General features: G+C 74.1%; 3 protein-coding genes. 2 read left to right on the forward strand and 1 reads right to left on the reverse strand.

Features of this window, described 5'->3' with window-relative positions:
* Positions 1–112: 112 nt before the first annotated feature.
* A complete protein-coding gene (locus ABZ070_RS36970; protein ID WP_356640548.1) occupies positions 113–1,117 on the reverse strand; it encodes a sigma-70 family RNA polymerase sigma factor in 1,005 nt (334 codons plus the stop codon).
* A gap of 421 nt (positions 1,118–1,538) precedes the next feature.
* Here ABZ070_RS36970 and ABZ070_RS36975 point away from each other — a divergent pair, with 421 nt between their 5' ends.
* Both ABZ070_RS36975 and ABZ070_RS36980 read left to right on the forward strand, forming a co-directional pair.
* Positions 1,539–1,787, forward strand: coding sequence for a hypothetical protein (locus ABZ070_RS36975; RefSeq protein ID WP_356640552.1), 249 nt, complete (start codon positions 1,539–1,541; stop codon positions 1,785–1,787).
* Positions 1,784–2,158, forward strand: coding sequence for a helix-turn-helix domain-containing protein (locus tag ABZ070_RS36980; RefSeq protein WP_356640550.1), 375 nt, complete (start codon positions 1,784–1,786; stop codon positions 2,156–2,158). Before ABZ070_RS36975 ends, ABZ070_RS36980 begins: the two co-directional genes overlap by 4 nt.
* The last annotated feature ends 55 nt before the right edge of the window (positions 2,159–2,213 follow it).

Below are 2,213 nucleotides of genomic sequence, written 5' to 3' on the forward strand. Positions count from 1 at the left end.
GGGGGGGGGGGGGGGGGGGGGGGGGGGGGCCCCCCCCCCCCCCGTTATCGGGAAGGGGCGGGTAGGGGAAACGGCCCCGCGCAGCGGCGTCCCCGGGCACCGGCCGCCGGGGTTACGGCTGGGGCAGCGCAGCCGGCAGGGACGGAGTGGGCACCGCGGCGGACGGCGCCGGCGCCGTCGGCAGCACGTCGGGCACCGCAGGCGCCGACGGCACCGGCACCGGCAGCCCGCCCACCCCAGGCGTCGCCAGCGGCAGCGCCGGAAGGGGCACCTCGTCCACCTCGACAAGCTCCGGCAGCGGCAGACCCCGTTCGCCGGCCGGGCGCACCGCGCCCGGTGCCGACGGCGGCGGCTCGGACGCCGAAGCGGCCGGACCCGGCACCGCGGCGCGCCCCCCTTCAGGGGCGTGGGACTCGCCCGCCTCCGTCACGGCGGGTGCCGCGGGGCGCGGCCGGGGGGCGGCGTCCTCGTGGACGTACGGCAGGACGAAGCCCGCGACGGCCAGCGTCGCCGCCGTCGAGGCCAGCGCGACCGCCTGGGCGTTGCCGCGCGGCCTGTCGCGGCCGCACAGCCACAGCACGAGACCCAGCGTCGCGACCAGCGAGTTGCGCAGGGTGCGGCGGGCCCGCGCCAGCAGGGACTCCACCGTGCGGTAGCTCAGGCCCATCTTCGCGGCGACCTGGCCGACGTCCAGGTCCTCCGACTTCAGCCACAGCGCCTCCGCCTGACGCGCGGGCAGTTCTCCGCTGCGTACGGCGAGCCACTTCGCCTCCGCCCGGTCGCAGACCGCCTCCTCGATGGGCACCGGCACCGCCGCGTGCAGTGCGGGCAGGCTGCGTACCTCGGCCTCCCGATTGACCTGGCGGTGGCGGTCCACGCAGAGCCGCATCGTCACCGTCGTCAGCCAGGCGCCCAGCCGGTCGTCGTCCAGGTGCGGGTTCTCCGCGGCGCGCAGCATCGCCTCGTGTACGGCGTCCTCCGCGTCCTCGGGAGTCATGGACCGGCGGCGGGCCACCTTCAGCAGGTCCTCGCGGTGGCTCCAGGCGCGTTGCCAGCGTTCCTGGGAGGACTCCCGGCCCGGCCCGTCGAACTGGGCAGGCTGCATCTCCGTAGCCATGAGGGGCCCCTTCGCTCTACCTGCCGGTTTTCGTCCCTGCTCGGCGGGTGGCGACATTACCGCCCGGTATCCGGAGCTGTGGAGAGGGCTGCGGCCATCGAGTCCGTTCCGTTGCCGGCCGGTCGGCCTGTGCCGTCGCCGGGCCGCTCCGCGACCGTGTCGGGCGCCGGAATCACGGGGTGCACCGGCCACAGGGACAGCACAAGAATCAGCGGCTGCGCCCAGTGACTGCGGATGCAGCTCATGCGAACGGGTAGGCAGCTAGGGCCTCTCGTTTGGATCATGCCGGGCGTCCTGATCCAAACGAAAGACCCTAGTGACCTGCAAGCAGGCGGCTGGCACCATGTGGTCTTCCCGTTCGCCCGGCGGGTGCGGGGGAGCGGGTCAAGGCCCGCAGGGCCGCGGCTAACGTGGAGGCATGGTGCGACTGAGAGTGGAGTTCACGACCGAACCGTTCGACCTGGACGAGCCGCCGCCGCACGCCCTGGCCGTACGCGAGGTCGTGCAGGGGGCGGAGCTGGACGCGGTCGACGTGGGGCCGTTCGGCAACACCGCGGAGGGCGGTGCCGAGCAGGTTTTGGGCGCTGTCGACGCGCTGCTGCGCAAGGCGCTGGAGAACGGGGCGACCCGGATCTCCCTCCAGCTCAACGTGGTGGAGGGAGAGGGATGACCGCGCCCGACCACGCGCTTGCGGAAGCCGTGAAGCCGCTGGTGGACGCGATGGGCGGTGTCCTGATCGGTCTCGGCGAGGCCGCGGAGGACGACGTCGTGCTCAGCTGGGAGGGCGAGGAGGTCCTCGCCGTGCGACTGCCTCAGCTCGCGGACTCGCTCGACCACATCCTCGCGGCGCTCGAGCGGCAGCACGGCCGGCCGCTCGCCGAACTGGATCGCCGGACCAAGCAGTCGATCGTGCGGACGCTGGAGTCGCGTGGCGCCTTCTCCGTGCGGCACGGCGTGGAGACCGTGGCCGGTGCCCTCGGCGTCAGCCGTTTCACGGTCTACAACTACCTGAACCGCGACAAGAGTCCGTCGGGTGGCTGAAGCCGCACCGCCCGGTGCCGCACAGCGCAGCGCCGGCCTCGACACACGTCGAGGC

It is taken from the genome of Streptomyces sp. NPDC006283 (assembly GCF_040613325.1).
GTDB lineage: Bacteria > Actinomycetota > Actinomycetes > Streptomycetales > Streptomycetaceae > Streptomyces.